Below are 14509 nucleotides of genomic sequence, written 5' to 3' on the forward strand. Positions count from 1 at the left end.
CGCGTCGCCCTGTTTCATCAGGGCACATCGTCGCGCCTAGCGCCGCGCCCACCCTGGGCTTCCTTGTTCGATCCGGTCTTGTTCGGCGCCTGATACGTACGAAAGGGGAACGAGACACATGGCATTCCTTCCTACTTGCTCTTCCATCGGCGCACAGGGTCTCCGCCGCTTCGGCTGCGCGGTCGCCGCGGTCTCTGCGCTCACGGCGATATCGGCTCCAGCCAGCGCGCTCCCGTCGTTTCCGGGGGCAGAGGGCTTTGGCGCCGTCGCGACCGGCGGGCGCGGCGGGCGCGTCATCAAGGTCACCAACCTGCGCACGAGCGGGTCGGGGAGCCTCCAGGCGGCCCTCGACGCGAGCGGGCCTCGCATCATCGTCTTCGACGTGAGCGGCGTGATCGAAGGGGATGTCGTCATCCGGAACGGCGACGTGACGATCGCGGGCCAGACGGCCCCCGGCGCGGGCATCACCATCCGCGGTCGCTTGACCGCCAGGTACTCCACCGCGGTCAACAACATCATTGTACGGTTCTTGCGAGTCCGGCCCGTGCACAACGGCTCGGCCGGAGAGCAGTTCGACGCGACGCAGATCTCGCGGAACTCGAAGGTGATGCTCGATCACATGTCGATCGCCTGGGGCGTCGACGAGACCGTGGACCTCTATGAGGCAGATGACGTCACGGTCCAGTGGTCCACCATCGAATCGTCGGCGACCACGGGGCATCCAGAGGGGATGCATAATTACGGTCTCATCAACGGCCCTGATGGCCACCGGATCACGCTCCACCACAACCTGTTCGCCCATCACAAGGCGCGTTGCCCCGCGGTCGCGAACGGCCCGGCCGACATCCGCAACAACGTGGCCTACAACGTGAGGCACGGGTTCGTGCACCACAACCGGGCGAGCGGCCAGTTCAACATCGTGGGCAACACCTACATCAAGGGGCCGAGCGATCAGCTGATCCCGTTCTACTTCGACGGCAGCGCCGGCGCGGGGCTCAAGTACTTCCTCGGCGACAACTACATCGACGATCCCGGGAAGTTCACGGGCACCGTCGAGAACCCCTGGAAGCAGCCATACCTCCACCCGAGCTTCAGCAAGCTCAACAAGGCCGAGTCGTACCGCTCGGCGACGCAGTTCAATTTCACGCGCGATGTCCCGGGGTACATCCCGGTGACGACGCAACGCGCGCAGGACGCGGCTCGGCTCGTCGTCGCGCAGGCGGGCTCGCTGCCGCGCGACGTGGTGACGAAGGGCGTCTTCAAGAACATGGAGCGCCGCGACGGCTCGTGGGGCGCCCGCTACGTGAGCAACCTGATGGACGGCCTCAGCCCGGGGACGGCCCCCGCGGACGCCGACCGCGACGGCATGGCGGACGCGTGGGAGCGGGCGCACGGCCTCAGCTCGTCGAACGCGAGCGACCACACCAAGGTGATGCCGTCCGGATACACCGCGATCGAGGAGTACATCAACGAGCTCGCCGCCGCGCTGATCAGCCGGGCGGCGGGCAGCTCGTCGATGCTCCAGGGCGAGGGGGAAATCGAGGAGCCGATCGAGTAGCGAGCTCCAGGAGAGCGCGATCGAGAGGCCGATCGAGAGGCCGATCGAGAGGCCGCGGCGTGGTCCAGCGTCCGGCGCCGCTCGCCCAGCGGCGCGGGAGCGGCGGCGACCGTGCGGCCCCGCGGCGCGGCGCCGCGCCGGCCTGCCTGTTGCGCAGGCCGGCGCCGCTGCTAGGTTCCCCGCGGCGCTCCTTGACAGGGCGTCCCGGACGAGACGCGCCGTACCCGGTCAGGACAAGACGACGCAGCCGCATCACGAGGAGAGTCGTCATGTCCTGGCTGGCGTTGCTCCTGGCAGGCCTGCTCGAGGTCTGCTGGGCTATCGGTCTCAAGTATACACACGGCTTCACGCGCCCGTTGCCAACGGCGCTCACGATCGGCGCGATCATCACGAGCATCGCGCTCCTCGAGAGCGCCTCGCGGACCTTGCCCATCGGCACGGCGTACGCCGTCTGGGTCGGCATCGGCGCGTTCGGGGCGGCGGTCGCGGGCATCCTCCTGTTCGGCGAGCCCGCCACGGCCGCGAGGCTCGGTTTCCTCGCGCTGCTCGTTGTGTCCATCCTCGGCCTCAAGCTGGCGAGCCCCTGAGCCCTCGTCGCCCGGCGCGCGACCGGCCGCCTCGGGTCGACTAGCCTTCCCTCCATGCACGGAACACCCGAAGCCCGCGCCCTGCACGCGCAGTACCCCGCCATCGATCTCCACGCCGACAGCCTCATGTGGGCGCGCTGGGTCGGTTACGATCTGCAGGCGCGGCACGAGCCGCCGCTGCCGCTCGCGGCCCTCGGCGGGCACGTCGACGTCCCGCGGCTCCGCGAGGGCGGCGTCGGCGCGCAGTTCTTCGGGCTGGTCTCGCTGCCCATCGGGCAGCGGCGCGGGCTCGCCGCCGTCGTCGAGGAGCAGATCGATCTCCTGGAGCAGGCCGTCCGCGCGCGGCCCGGCCGCCTCGTGAAGGCGCTCACGGCCGAGGACATCGAGGCGGCGAAGACCCGCGGCGCCGTCGCGGCGCTGCTCGGCGTCGAGGGGGCGCACGCGCTCGAAGGCGATCTCGACACCCTCGCTCGCTTCGCGCGGCGCGGCGTGCGCTACCTCGGGCTCTGCCACTTCAGCGCCAACGAGGCGTGTTATCCCGCCTACGGCAGCGGCCGCAGGGATGGTGAAGGCCTCACCGCCTTCGGCCGCGACGTCGTGCGCCTCGCCGAGGACCTCGGCGTCATCGTCGATCTCGCGCACATCAACCGGGCAGGCTTCCTCGACGCATGTGCGCTCGCTCGCCGCCCACCCATGGTCAGCCACACGGGTATCGCCGGCGCGTTCGATCACTGGCGCAACATCGATGACGATCAGCTCCGCGCCCTCGCCGATCGCGGCGGGTGCGCCGGGATCATCTTCTGTCCGCTCTATCTCGGCGGAAACGGGCTCGCGCCCGTCGTCAAGCACCTCGTGCACATCATCAACGTTGCCGGCGAGGACACGCCGGCGCTCGGATCCGATTGGGACGGTTTCATCATTCCCACACGTGAGCTGCGTGATGCGGCCCATCTTCCGCTCTTGACGGATGCGCTGCTGCGAGCTGGCTTGAGCGAGCGTGTGATCGCCAAGGTGCTTCGAGAGAACGTGATGCGCATTTTGAGCGACAACCCGCTTCCAACGCGGCTCCCGGTTGCGTAGCCTCTCTCGATGGGCCGTCGGGGTGGGTGGTCCCTCCGGCGCTGCGCGAGATCCTCCTTAACTCGGAGCGGATGCAGGCCATGACTCTCCATCGCCTCGCTGCACAGGGCTACGCGACTGCAGCGGATGCTTACGAGAAGGGGCGCCCGGACTACCCGCGCGGCGCGATCGAGCTCCTGCGCGACACGCTCCGCATCGACGCGACGAGCACGGTGCTCGATCTCGGCGCCGGCACCGGCAAGCTCACGCGCCTCCTGGTGCCCACGGGCGCGCGGCTGCTCGCGCTCGAGCCGGTCGAGGGGATGCGGCGCAAGCTGGGCCAGATGGTCCCGTCCGCCATTCCGCTCGATGGGGTCGCCGAGGCCATCCCCTTGCCCGAGACATCGGTCGACGCCGCGGTCGCCGCGCAGTCGTTCCACTGGTTTCACGGTGATCTCGCGCTCGCCGAGATCCACCGCGTGCTCCGGCCGAGAGGGCGCCTCTCCCTGCTCTTCAACCTGCGCGACGAGCGCGTCGACTGGGTCGCCCGCATCTCCCACATCCTCGACCGCCACGGCCGGGATGCTCCGATACACAGGTTCGGCGCCTGGCGCCGGACGTTCTCGGACTCCCGCCTCTTCGCGCCGCTCGGAGAGCACGAGTTCACCCATACGCAGGAGCTCGACCTCGACGGGCTGCTCGAGCGCGTCGCGTCGATCAGCTACATCTCGGCGCTCCCCCTGCAGGAGCGTTATGCGGTCCTGAACGAGATCCGCGAGCTGGCCGCGAACCACCCGGACCTCGCGGGGAAGAGCGTGTACCTCTTCCCCTACCGGACGCTGGTGCCCCTGTACGAGCGGCGGTGAGCGTCCGGGGGAGCCCGCCGACGGAGGCGCCGTGCTAGAGCGGCCCCCGCATGGCGGCGCATGAAGTCGTGATCGTCGGAGGTGGGCCGGCGGGCGTGAGCACGGCGCTCTTCCTCGCCCACCATCGCCCGGCCCTCGCCGAAAAGATCGTGGTGCTCGAAAAGGAGCGCTACCCGCGGGACAAGTCCTGCGCGGGCGGCCTCGGCGAGCGAGCGGACAGGGCGCTCTCGTCGATCGGGGTGACGATCGACGTGCCCTCGGTCGTGGTGCACGGCATCAGCGCGGCCTTCCAGGCCGGCGAGGTCGCGGTCCGCGAGGGCAACATCGGGCGCGTCGTCCGGCGCGCCGAGTTCGATCGCGCGCTCGCGCTCGCCGCGCGGGCGCGGGGCGTCCGGATCGTGGAGGGGGCGCGGGTGACCGGCGCCACGCCGAGCGAGCGCGGCGCCCGCGTCGAGAGCTCGGCCGGGGTGTTCGACGGCCGCGTCGTCGTCGGCGCGGACGGCGTCGGCAGCGTCGTTCGCCGCGCGATGGGGCTGCCGTTCGGCAGGCTGCGCGCGCAGGCCGTCGAGGTCGACACCGAGCCCGTCGCGGGGGACCGGGCGCGCGACCTCCTGCACTTCGAGATGCGGGACCGCTCGTTCGCCGGCTACCTGTGGGACTTCCCCACGCTCGTCGACGGGCGCGAGCTCGTCTGCCGGGGGGCCTACGTGCTGCACGAGGGCGCGCTCGGCGTGGCGCGCCCCGCGCCCGACGCCGAGCGCGTGCTCCGGAGCAGGCTCGAGGCGCTCGGCCTCGACCCGGAGCGCTACCGGCGAAAGCGCTTCGCCGAGCGAGGCCTCGACCGGCGGGCCGTGATCGCGCGGCCCGCCGCCCTGCTCGTCGGCGAGGCCGCGGGCATCGATCCGATGCTGGGAGAGGGGATCGCCCAGGCGATCGCGTACGGGGCCCTCGCGGGCGAGTACCTCGCCGAGAAGCTCGACGCCCGCGATCTCGGGTTCCACGACTGGGGCCGGCGCGTCGAGCGATCGCTGCTGGGCCTCGACCTGCGCTTCCGGCGCCGGGTGATGCGCGCCTTCTACGGCGCGCCGCGGGAGCGCGTCGAGCGTTACCTCCTCGGCGAGCCGTCGTTCCTGCGCTTCGGCGTCCGGCACTTCGCCGGCAGAGCCCAGCCGGCGCGCGACGCGCTCCGCGCCGCGGCGACGGGCGCGCTGGTCGCGGGCCGGATCGGGATCGAGCGCCTCGTCGCGTCGCTCCCGCCGCGCGCGCGCAGCGCGGGCGGCGCCGACGGCGCGCACGCCTAACGAGGCAGCGAGGGGCAACGTGCGCAAGGCGCAACGTGCGCGCCGCGCCCGTGAGCCCCGACACCCCCGCGACGGCCACCATGCTAGCATCGCCCGCCATGGTCGCGCCGTTCCAGCCGGCGGTCGGGATGCTCTTCGGAGAGTTCCGGCTCGTTCGGCCCCTCAGCGCCGGGGGCATGGGCGCCGTGTACATCGCCGAGCAGGCGAGCACGGGCAAGCTGCGGGCGCTCAAGCTCATGCACCCGCAGCTCTGCGCGGACGCCCGGCTGCGCGAGCGCTTCGAGCAGGAGGCGCGCGTCGGCGCGCTGGTGGAGAGCGATCACGTCGTGCAGGTGATCGGCGCCGGCGTGGACGCGGCCAGCGGCGTGCCCTGGCTCGCGATGGAGCTGCTCGAGGGGGAGGACCTCGCGCAGCGGATGAGGCGCAGCGGGCTGCTCTCGGCGCAGGACGTGCACGAGATCTTCCGGCAGCTCTGCCACGCGCTCGGCGCCGCCCACCGCGCGGGCGTGGTCCACCGGGACATGAAGCCGCAGAACGTGTTCCTCGCGAAGACGCAGAGCGCGACGGCGCGCTGGTCGGTCAAGGTCCTCGACTTCGGCATCGCGAAGATCGCCGCGGAGGCGAGCACGATGGCGACCGCCTCGCTCGGCACGCCCCTCTGGATGGCGCCCGAGCAGACCGACGCGCGCGGGAAGATCTCGCCGGCGACCGACGTGTGGGCGCTCGGGCTGATCGCGTTCTCGCTGCTCACGGGGCGCATGTACTGGCGCGCCGCGAACGACCCGATGGGCACCGCGATGCCGGTGCTGCTCCGCGAGATCCTCTTCGAGGCGATCGACCCGGCGTCGGTGCGCGCGATCGCGCTCGGGCGCGCCGGCTGCATCGTGCACCCGTTCGACGCCTGGTTCGCGCGCTGCGTTGCGCGGGAGCCGTCGCAGCGCTTCCAGACGGCGCAGGAGGCGTTCGACGCGCTCGGCCCGGCGCTGTTCGTCGATCCGCTCGACCCGCGCAGCGTGCGCGCCGCGGTCGGCGCGATCTCGGTGGTGCCGTTCAGCGCCGCGGCGGCGCTCACCCCGGCGGGGCGTACCTCGCGCCTGTCGATGAGCGGACCGACCGAGATGGCCTCGGACGCGCAGCGCGCGCCGTCGTCGCCCGCCGGCGCGGGCGCATCGTCGTCGCCCGTCAGCGCGCGCCCCCCGGCGACGCCCGCGCCCGTCCTGGCGAGCAGCGCGCCGCCGGAGGCCCCTCGCAAGCCCGCGCGGTGGGGGCCGCTGCTCCTCGCGTGCGGCCTGGCCAGCGGCGTCGCGACGGCGGCGATCGCCTTTTACGCCGGCCGCGCGCAGAGCGACGTCCGGCTGGTGCAGCGCCTGCCGGTGCCGGCGCACCCGACGGTGGTCAGCCCAGGCCGCGGCGGCGAGGCGCGCTCGCCGGCGCCGGCGGGCGACGCGAACGACACGAGCGGCGCGGGCGAGCGGCAGCCGTCGCCCGGCCCTCGCGACGCTCCGGCGCCGGCGCCCGCGCCGAGGTCCCCGCGCCCCATGCGCGGAGGCACCGCGCCGGCGGCGGCGGCGCAGCCCAGCGCGGCGAGGCCGTTCGATCGCGGCGCGGCCCACGCGGCGCTGCAAGCGAAGGGCGCCACCGCGCGGATCCACTGCAAGGGCAGGGCGGGGCCGAAGGCGGTGACGGCGCGGGTGTTCTTCAACCCCGCGGGCGCCGTGCAGCGCATCACGATCGAGCCGCAGGTCGCGATGACCCCGGCCGGGAGCTGCGTGCAGATGCTGCTCGGCTCCGCGCGGGTGCCGGCGTTCGACGGGGGCGAGCTCCAGGACGTCACGACGACGGTCGGGATCGAGTGATCGCCGCGGGCGAGCGCGCCGCCGGCCCCGTCACGGGCCTTCGGAGACGCACTCGCCCTCGCCGCGGAAGTGCCCGAGCGTGCGCGAGAGCGCCGCGACGAACGCCCCGAGATCATTGATGTTTCCGGCGCTGCCCGTCCCGTAGGGGCCCTCCTCGATCGCGACGAGGCGCACCGCGGCGAGCTCCTCCAGGGTGACGGCCCCGTCGTCGTCGGCGTCCGCGGCGGCGATGGGCGCGAACCGGCGCGCGGCGGTCGCGGCCTGGAGGTCGTCGTAGAAGAAGTGGTCGCCGTGGATGGTGAGCTCCACGTCGTCGGTGCCGCCGTTCGTGACGAGGACGCCGTCGGTCTCCTTGCCGGCCTTGTCGCCCTTGCAGTCGGCGTAGCGCGTCGCGAGCGAGAAGGTCCAGTCGAGGCGCTTCTCGACCTCGCCGCCGCCGTCGCTCTTCCGCGCGATCGCCTCGATGTGCACCGACGCGCCCGCCGCGAGCATGAGCGCCTTGTCCTCCTCCGTCGCGCCGTCGAGCGCGGTGTCCGCGTCCGCCGGGCCGATCTCGTAGGAGACGGCCTCCCAGGGCTTCGCCTCGAGGTCGTCGAAGGTCACCACCGGCTTCGCGCCGGCCTTCGTGTGGTCGAACAGGATCGAGCCCTGCATGCGCGCTCCGACGTTCCCCTCGCGATCGGCGACGGTGACGTTCCGGACGACGAACAGGAACTTCTCGTACTGGATGCTCCAGCCGTCCGCGAGATCGGCGGCCGGGATCTCCTGCTCGATGTACTCCTCTCCCCACGTCGAGAACGCCACGCTCCCGGCCCCGGCCTCGTCCTCGCCGCAGCCGGCGAGCGCCGCCGCGGCGAGCGTCGCCGCCGCAACCCACGGTCCTTTCGTGATCCTCATCGTCCTTCTTTCTCCTCCGGGGAGCCGGGCGCGAACGAGAGCGCGTAGGCCGTCCCCTTCTTGAGGCCCCGCGTGAAGCCGCGCTGGGCCTGGCTCTCGGGCTCGAGCTCGACCGGCGCGCCGTCCTCGCTCGCGGCGACGGCCTCGAAGTCGACCTGATCGAGCCAGACCGCCGGCTTCACGACGAGCGTGACGACACCGGGCCCGTCGAGGAAGACCTCCTCGAAGACGCAGCCCTCCACCGACGGCTCGCCGGTCGCGTCGTCGGCGACGTCGGCGGCCAGCGCGCGCGCGCGGAACACCCGCGCGAGGTCGCCCTTCTCGGCGCGGCCCTCGACGGCGACGACGTGCCCGTCGAGCGCCGCGGCGAGCGGGCCCGAGGGCGGCGCGCCGAACGTGAAGCGCGCGGATCGCGCGGCGCCGCTCACGGCGTCCGCGTCCGCGAGCGCCGTCGTCCCCCGCAGCAGGTCGACCGACGTCGGCTGGGTCATCTGGCCCCTCGCCTCGCCGGCCTGGTAGTGGCCCGGGTGCGCGTGCGCCTCGGGCACGGCCCACCGGGCGAGCCGCTCGAGCAGCGAGGGGCCGCCGCCCGGCGAAGGCCGCCGCGCCGTGAACGGGGCGCCCTCGAAGTAGTGGAGCGACCCGATCGCCAGGTGCGCCTTCGACAGCGTGATGGTCCAGCCGAGCGCGTTCGTGAACGGCGCGACCGACGCCGCGTCGGGCGCGACCTGCGTCGCCAGGGTCAGGCGCTTGCCGGAGGTCGCGCCGTCGCCTCCGGCGCCGCACCCGGCGGCGAGCGCGCCCGCCGCGAGCGCCGCGGCGAGGCGCCCCGCCGCGGCGAGGGCGGCGCGCCGGGGGGATCGGGTCTGTGGGGTGGTGGATGTCATCGAGAGCCTCAGCCGATGTAGAGGGAGAGCGAAGCGAGGAAGCTGCGCGGGGCGCCGACCGTCACGTGCCGCGCGGGGAGGAGGTCGGGCGTCGCGCCGCGGGTGAAGCTCGAGGGGTAGACGAACTCGCCGTCGAACCACGACGCGTCGAGGAGGTTGTAGACGTCGAGCCCGAGCTCGACGCGGTGGTAGCGGACGTGCGCCGTCACGTCGGTGACGAGCGCGTCGTGGCCGACCTCTCCGAACGGCAGCGGGCGGCCGTGGAGCAGCGTCACGCCCGCGCCGGCGCGGGCCTCGAGGCGCCGGCCGAAGAGCGCGCCGAGGCGCGGCGTCACCGCGAGATCGGCGCGGGCGACGACCTGGGGCACGAAGGGGAGGAGATCGCCCGCCGCGTAGCGCCCCCCGGAGGCGGTGAAGGCGGCCCGGGTGTACGTCAGGCCGACGCTCGACACGAGCCACGGCGCCGGGTGCGCCACGGCGTCGAGGGCCACCCCGGTGCGGGCCGTGGCGGGCACGGGCTCGTTGCGGGCGGTCGCCTCGTCGAAGACGAGATCCTCGCTGAGGCGCGTGTGGAACAGCGCCGCCGACGCCCGCACGAGCTCGTCGGCGTAGCGGAGCCCGGCCTCGGCGGAGAGCACCCGCGTGAAGGGGGTCCGCTCGCCGTCGCCGAGGCTGCGCGCCTGGGGCGAGCGGAACCCCTGGCCCACGCTGGCGAGCGCGCGGAGCCCGGGGAACAGCGCCACGTCGACCGTGCCCTTGCCGCCCATGTGGACGCCCTGCGCGCTGCGCGCCTGGGCCCCCTGGCCGGCGTTGTCGACGACCTGGTACGCGAGGCCGTCGGCGCGCAGCCCGCCGCGCAGCGTGACCCGCCGCGCCGGCCGGATCGACGCGTCGAGGTAGCCGGCGATGTCGGTCGCGCGGACCTTCGCGTCGACGAGCGTCGCGGTCGGCCTGTCGTCGACGGCCGCGAGGCGCCGCTGCGACTGCTCGATCCAGTCGGTGCGGGCGACGACGCCCGCCTCGAACGAGTCGCGGTCGGAGAGCAGCGGGAAGGTGAGCCGGTACGATGCGGTGGCGCCCGCCGTGATCGCCTCGTTGAGCTGCTGGGTGGCGTCGCCGTTCGTGGGGTCCGCGAGGTAGCCGGTGAAGTTCGAGCGCAGCCGGAGCGCGCGCAGGACGACGAACGGCGTGAGCGAGAGGCCCTCCCCGCGGGCGGCGCCGTCGCCCGAGCCGCGCAGATCGACGACGAGCTGCGCGCGCGACGAGTCGCCGCCCTGATCGGGATCGTACGAGGCGAAGCGGTCGACCTTGCCCGACGCGATGTCGCAGAGGCGCAGGACGCCGGCGGAGCCGCAGCGGGAGGCGAACGCCGACGCCATCACCCGGGCGGAGACGCCGGCGAGCGGCCGGTAGACGGCCTGCGCGACGAGCGAGGCCCGGCCGGCGGCGCGGGCGGGCCCGAAGCCGTCGGTCCCGTACGCCTCGAACGCCGCGAACGTGGCGTCGTCCGCGTTCTCGGGGTGGTAAGCGAGGAAGAGCCGGCGCGCGCCGAACGAGCCCGCGGAGGCGGTGGCGGTGATCCCCGGCTCGCCGTAGGCGAGATCGAAGCGCATCGTCCCGGCGACCGCGAAGTCGCCCTGGCGCGGGTCGTATGATCCGGGCTGCGCGCGGAGCTCGCCGATCACCTCCGGCATCACGAAATGGAGGTCGGTATAGCCCTGGCCGTGGACGTTGGAGACCTCGTTGACCGGCGCGCCCGCGACCCAGATCTCGAGGTCCTGTCCATGGACCGCGTCGAAGCCGCGGAAGAAGATCTGGTGCGCCTTGCACTCGCCGCTGTGCTGGGAGGTGAACACGCCCGGCACGAGCTGCAGCACGTCGCTCGCCGTCCGGTGGGGCGCCGCCCGGATCTCCGCCTGCCCGCGCACCGACTCCGAGGCGCTGCGCGGCGGCGCCGCGCCCTGCACCACGACCGTGATGGGCGCGGCGTCGGACGCGGGCGAAGCGGCGCCCGCCGCACCGGAGGCGGGCGCCGCTGCGCCGGCGCCGCCGGAGGCATCGCCGCCCGCCGACGTTGCCGCCCCGGCCGCGGGCGGAGGCGCGGCGCCTGCGCTCGCAGCCGCGGCGCTGTCGCCTGCGCGCGCAGGCGCGGCGGACGCGATGACAAGAAGCAGCGGGAGCGCCGTGCTCAGGGAGCGGATCACAGGTGGGCTGGCCAGTAGCACGATTTTATCGGTTCGTGTTATCATGCGGACGCGTGCGCTCGCCCGGCGGGCGCGCCGGCGGTTTGGTCGACGTCGCAGGCGGCGAGCGCGTTCGTGTGTTCGTCGGCGGCGTCGCTGTCTGCTGGCCGCCGAAGATTGCTCTGAGGCCGTCAGCGAGCCCTCTTCCGACGCCGTATCGACTCGCGCTCTCGGGCGGATCGCGATAGCGACAACATGTCGCATTCAGGCGAGGTGCGGCGCGGCCTATCGTGGCGCGCATCGTTCCTCGGGAGGACGCACATGGAATCCGGTCTTCGTGCATCACGGCTCTGGTTCCCGCTGGTCGGGGCGGCCCTCGCGCTCATGGCGTGCGGCGACGATGACGGGGTGACCCCTGTCGACGGCGCGTCGACCTCGACGGGCGGCGGGGCTGAGACGATCGCTGTCGAGCTGCAGTTCGAAGGCCGCGTCCGCGACGAGGTGTTCTCCTGCAGCGAGACGTACGCTGTCGGCAGCGCCTCGACGGACGTGGGGCTGAACGATTTCCGCCTCTACATCCACGACGTGCGCCTGCGCCGCGCGGACGGCGAGGAGGTGCCGCTCTCGCTCGAACAGGACGAGCTGTGGCAGTACCAGGACGTCGTGCTCCTCGATTTCGAGGACCGATCGGGCACCTGCGCCAACGGGACGGAGGAGACGAACGGCGTGGTGCGCGGGACGGTCCCGGCCGGGGACTACGACGGGCTGTCGTTCAAGCTGGGCGTCCCGTTCGACCTGAACCACGGCGACGCGTCGAGCGCGCCGTCGCCGCTGAACCTGACGGGGCTGTTCTGGAGCTGGAACGCCGGGTACAAGTTCCTGCGCCTCGACAGCGTCTCCACGGCGGACGACAAGCCGTTCCTCGTGCACATCGGGAGCACTGGCTGCATGCCCGGCGCGGACGGCGGGGTGGCCGCGTGCGATCGCCCCAACGTCGCCGAGATCGTCTTCGAGGGCATCGACCCGCTCACGACGAAGGTGCTCGTCGACTATGCGGCGCTCGTCGCGGACAGCGACCTGTCGGCGAGCGCCGACGACATCCCCGGCTGCATGTCGGATCCGTCGGACTCCGAGTGTCTGCCGCTCTTCACCCATCTCGGCATCGACAGCACCGACGGCTCGCCGCGCCCCGATCAGCAGTCGTTCTTCAGGATAGACTAGGCGCCATGGCGATGTTCGCTTCGATGACCGCTCTCCGCCGCTCGGCGATCTCCTCCGCCCTCGCCGCGCTCGCGGCCCTCTGCTGTGCCTGCGGCGACGACGATGGCCCGGGCGGATTGACGGGGGAGGGCGGCGGTGGGGGAGGCGGCGCGGGCGCCTATGCGTGGGGGCTGCCGACGGGCTTTCCGGTGCCCAAGGTCCCCGACGACAACCCGATGTCGCCGGCGAAGGTCGAGCTCGGCAGGCGGCTGTTCTACGACGTGCGCCTGTCCGGCAACGGCACGTACTCGTGCGGCTCGTGCCATCGCCAGGAGCTCGCGTTCACCGACCACCTCGCGAACGCCAAGGGCTCGACCGGCCAGCTGCACTCGCGCAGCTCGATGAGCCTGGCCAACGTCGCTTACCTCACGACGCTGACCTGGGCGAATCCGCTCATCGAAGCGCTCGAGGAGCAAGCGCTCCTCCCCATGTTCGGCGAGACGCCGGTCGAGCTCGGGCTCGCCGGCATGGAGGACGATCTCCTGGAGCGGCTCCAGGGCGAGCCGCTGTACCAGGACCTCTTTCCCGAGGCGTTCCCCGGCGACGACGAGCCCATCCGCCTCGCGAACATCACGAAGGCGATCGCGTCGTTCGAGCGGTCGCTGCTCTCCTACCGCGCGCCCTACGACCGTTACCGCTACGGCGGCGACCCCTCCGGGATGTCGGATGCGGCGCTGCGCGGGATGGATCTCTTCTTCTCCGAGAAGCTGGAGTGCTTCCATTGCCACGGCGGCTTCAACCTGTCGGACTCGGTGGAGCACGACGGCACCACCTTCACGGAGGTGATGTTCCACAACACGGGGCTCTACAACATCGACGGGAACGGCGCTTACCCGGACGGCAACGGGGGAGTCTACGAGATCTCCCACAAAGCGGCGGACATGGGCCGGTTCCGCGCGCCCACGCTGCGGAACATCGCCGTCACGGCGCCGTACATGCATGACGGCAGCATCGAGACGCTCGAGGGCGTGCTCGACCATTACGCCGCCGGAGGGCGCACGATCGAGGCTGGCTTCCCCAACGCCGGTGTGGGCAGCGAGAACAAGTTCAAGAGCGAGCTCATCAGCGGGTTCGATCTCACAGGAGAGGAGAGAGCGGACGTGATCGCCTTCTTGCAAACCCTGACGGACGACGAGTTTCTGAAGGACCCGCGCTTCGCGGATCCCTGGGCGGAGGCGCCGTGAGCCGGAGGCCTTTCCTGAGCCGGGCGCTCCTCGTGCCCGCGCTGGCGGCGCTCGCGTCGGCCGCGATGTACACCGGGGCGTGTGGTCACAGCCACGACCACACGTCGGGCGGGACGGCGTCCGACCCGAGCCTGAGCGACGTCCTCTTCGAGGGCGGCGCGACCGACGAGGCCCTGGAGGCGCTGCTCGCCGTGGAGCCGAAGGACGAGCCCTCGCAGGGCACGGTGTTCGACGCGCCCGAGGACGGCGCGATGCTCCCCGGCGACGCCGCGCCGGAGCTGACCTTCCACGTCGCGGGCGCGGCGCAGCGGACGGCGCCTCGGGCCGCGCCGGAGCTGCGGCTCGCGGCCGCCGCGGCGCCGGGGGCGAGGGCGCTCGCCGCGCCGGGGGCGTCGATCGTCGCGGAGCTCGGGGCGCTCCTTGGGCCGGCGCGCGCCGCCTGGGCTCACGGGACGCCCATCAACGGGCGCGCTTACTTCCTGGTCTTCACGACGGCGGAGCGCGATCTGCTGCTCCGGGTGTTCACGACCAAGCTGAGCTACACGCCGGACGCGGCGGCCTGGGACAAGCTCCGCGCTGCCGGCGCGCCGATCACGGTCAGCGTGATCAGCGCGCTGTTCGAGAACAACCGCATCGTGCAGGGCGGCGGTCCCTTCACGGGCGCGCCGGTCACGTTCACCATCCTGCCCTGACCGGGGGCGAGCTGAAACCCGAGGTGGCGGCGCTCGCGGAAGGAGCGCTGGCAGAAAGGGCGCTGGCAGAAAGAGCGCCGCCGGCCGGAGCGCCGCAGGCCGCGAGGAAGGCCGCGGCCACCAGGGAGGTTCGCGGAGTTCGCATGGGAGCATCTTACCGGGCTCCGAGAGCTCCTGTT

At 72.8% G+C, this 14509-nt stretch carries 12 protein-coding genes and 1 riboswitch; of the genes, 9 read left to right on the top strand and 3 right to left on the bottom strand.

The features are described 5' to 3' along the window. The first annotated feature begins 118 nt into the window (after positions 1-118). The 6 genes from ACSRUE_RS19115 (at position 119) to ACSRUE_RS19140 (ending at position 7227) form a co-directional block, all read left to right on the top strand. Complete coding sequence (locus ACSRUE_RS19115; protein ID WP_441292229.1) at positions 119-1558, top strand: pectate lyase family protein; 1440 nt, start codon at positions 119-121, stop codon at positions 1556-1558. A gap of 180 nt (positions 1559-1738) precedes the next feature. Beyond that, positions 1739-1806, top strand: a riboswitch (guanidine-III (ykkC-III) riboswitch). Positions 1807-1827: 21 nt separating this feature from the next. Next, positions 1828-2145 (top strand): quaternary ammonium compound efflux SMR transporter SugE, encoded by a 318-nt coding sequence (gene sugE / locus ACSRUE_RS19120; RefSeq protein WP_437765633.1) that lies wholly within the window; start codon positions 1828-1830, stop codon positions 2143-2145. Between the two features lie 54 nt (positions 2146-2199). Then, positions 2200-3225, top strand: a complete 1026-nt coding sequence (locus ACSRUE_RS19125) for a dipeptidase (protein ID WP_441292230.1) — start codon at positions 2200-2202, stop codon at positions 3223-3225. Between the two features lie 80 nt (positions 3226-3305). Beyond that, the gene (locus ACSRUE_RS19130; RefSeq protein WP_437740223.1) at positions 3306-4070 is read left to right on the top strand and encodes a class I SAM-dependent methyltransferase; all 765 of its coding nucleotides are present in this window, start codon (positions 3306-3308) and stop codon (positions 4068-4070) included. A gap of 50 nt (positions 4071-4120) precedes the next feature. Next, positions 4121-5371: an NAD(P)/FAD-dependent oxidoreductase gene (locus ACSRUE_RS19135; RefSeq protein ID WP_441292231.1), complete on the top strand. Its 1251-nt coding sequence runs from the start codon at positions 4121-4123 to the stop codon at positions 5369-5371. Positions 5372-5469: 98 nt separating this feature from the next. After that, positions 5470-7227, top strand: a complete 1758-nt coding sequence (locus ACSRUE_RS19140; RefSeq protein WP_441292232.1) for a protein kinase domain-containing protein — start codon at positions 5470-5472, stop codon at positions 7225-7227. A gap of 30 nt (positions 7228-7257) precedes the next feature. Here ACSRUE_RS19140 and ACSRUE_RS19145 read toward each other — a convergent pair whose 3' ends face one another. The 3 genes from ACSRUE_RS19145 to ACSRUE_RS19155 are packed head-to-tail and all read right to left on the bottom strand — an operon-like array spanning position 7258 to position 11236. Beyond that, positions 7258-8124, bottom strand: coding sequence for a hypothetical protein (locus ACSRUE_RS19145; RefSeq protein ID WP_441292233.1), 867 nt, complete (start codon positions 8122-8124; stop codon positions 7258-7260). Next, positions 8121-9011 carry a hypothetical protein gene (locus tag ACSRUE_RS19150; protein WP_441292234.1) on the bottom strand — a complete coding sequence of 297 codons (891 nt, stop codon included), beginning with the start codon at positions 9009-9011 and terminating at the stop codon, positions 8121-8123. The genes ACSRUE_RS19145 and ACSRUE_RS19150 overlap by 4 nt, the downstream gene beginning before the upstream one ends. 8 nt (positions 9012-9019) lie before the next feature. Further along, positions 9020-11236: a TonB-dependent receptor gene (locus tag ACSRUE_RS19155; RefSeq protein ID WP_441292235.1), complete on the bottom strand. Its 2217-nt coding sequence runs from the start codon at positions 11234-11236 to the stop codon at positions 9020-9022. A gap of 279 nt (positions 11237-11515) precedes the next feature. On the opposite strand from ACSRUE_RS19155, the gene ACSRUE_RS19160 reads away from it, so the two are divergent. The 3 genes from ACSRUE_RS19160 to ACSRUE_RS19170 are packed head-to-tail and all read left to right on the top strand — an operon-like array spanning position 11516 to position 14330. Beyond that, a complete protein-coding gene (locus ACSRUE_RS19160; protein WP_441292236.1) occupies positions 11516-12415 on the top strand; it encodes an MbnP family copper-binding protein in 900 nt (299 codons plus the stop codon). Positions 12416-12420: 5 nt separating this feature from the next. Then, positions 12421-13638, top strand: a complete 1218-nt coding sequence (locus tag ACSRUE_RS19165; RefSeq protein ID WP_441292237.1) for an MbnH family di-heme enzyme — start codon at positions 12421-12423, stop codon at positions 13636-13638. Beyond that, positions 13635-14330: a hypothetical protein gene (locus ACSRUE_RS19170; RefSeq protein ID WP_441292238.1), complete on the top strand. Its 696-nt coding sequence runs from the start codon at positions 13635-13637 to the stop codon at positions 14328-14330. The genes ACSRUE_RS19165 and ACSRUE_RS19170 overlap by 4 nt, the downstream gene beginning before the upstream one ends. Positions 14331-14509 lie beyond the last annotated feature (179 nt).

The organism is Sorangium sp. KYC3313, from assembly GCF_052075895.1.
GTDB classification, from domain to species: Bacteria; Myxococcota_A; Polyangia; order Polyangiales; family Polyangiaceae; genus Sorangium; species Sorangium cellulosum_B.